At 34.4% G+C, this 1123-nt stretch carries 1 protein-coding gene; it reads right to left on the reverse strand.

Annotated features, from left to right (window positions below; translation table 11 throughout):
* Positions 1-61 precede the first annotated feature (61 nt).
* Positions 62-1123: ISL3 family transposase (locus tag M2139_RS14260; RefSeq protein WP_280739522.1), on the reverse strand; the 1062-nt coding region annotated here is incomplete at its 5' end.

Here is a 1123-nt window from a genome sequence, read left to right on the forward strand (position 1 = left end):
GGCTCTTTGTCAACTGGTGTTGGTGAAGAGAAAATCCAATAGAATAATTTGATTTTTGCAGTCAAGCAGCTTTCATTGCTTGACTGCTTTTTTCTTCTTTCCAAAAATATTTTCCGCGAAGTAAAAAGATTCGTAATTTGAAGTTTTTAAAACTTCGAAAGCCGTATGAAATTCTTTTTAATACTTTGATATGATTGTTTTCGCACTCTAAAGAACCGTTAGAATAAGGCAATGTAAAAGCATTATGAATCTCTTGACGATATTTTCTAAAAGTTTGAATAACTCTTTGATAATGTGGGGGAAGACCTACAAGGTCTCTATTAATTAATTCATCAAATCTTTCTGTGTTTTTCCAACGAATCGCAGAAAGTAGCTCCTGATAGTAATCATAACTTTCTTTCAACTGTGAATCATAAGATAGTAACCGCGCCACAATATCTACCTCTGAAAGATGTGCTTTAAATCGTGGTCGCCAATAACGTTTAGAAATAGCTAAATCCCATTCATTCTTTTGAAGCAATTTCCAATACCTTTTTAATTGTCCATAGTGCCTTTTTTCTTGATAAGTTCCTTTAGCCAATAGCTTCATTCTAGCAATTCGCTCTGTCAAAAAAGCTCTGCCGATATGTTGACTAATGTGAAAACGATCAATTACCAGTTGAGCATTAGGAAAATATTCTTTCCGTAAGGAATCATAAGGAGAATAAAAATCAGAAACAATGACTTGAACCTGTTCTCTAGCTGCCAAAGAAAAGCGAGAAAAATAGTTTCTTAAATTAGGTAATTGTCGGTTATCCACAATATCAATTAATTCTTTTGTTTGTCCATCCATCATAATGAAACTCATTGACCCTGCCACATTTTTTACTGATTTAAACTCATCCATACATAAGACGATTGGTAAGTCAGAATTCTGAGGCGGCTTAGTTTCATAAAAACGATGTAAAACCCGCAAAACTGTAGTGACTGAAACATGTTTTAAACGAGAAATGAAACTCATCGTTAGCGGTTCAGTTAATCTTTCAGCGATTGATAACTTTACACGATTAGAAATCCAACAATGTCGGTCTGTAATAGTATCTTCCGCAAGGAATGTCTGCCCGCAAGACTTACAAAAGAAACG

The organism is Enterococcus sp. PF1-24, from assembly GCF_029893325.1.
Classification (GTDB): domain Bacteria; phylum Bacillota; class Bacilli; order Lactobacillales; family Enterococcaceae; genus HY326.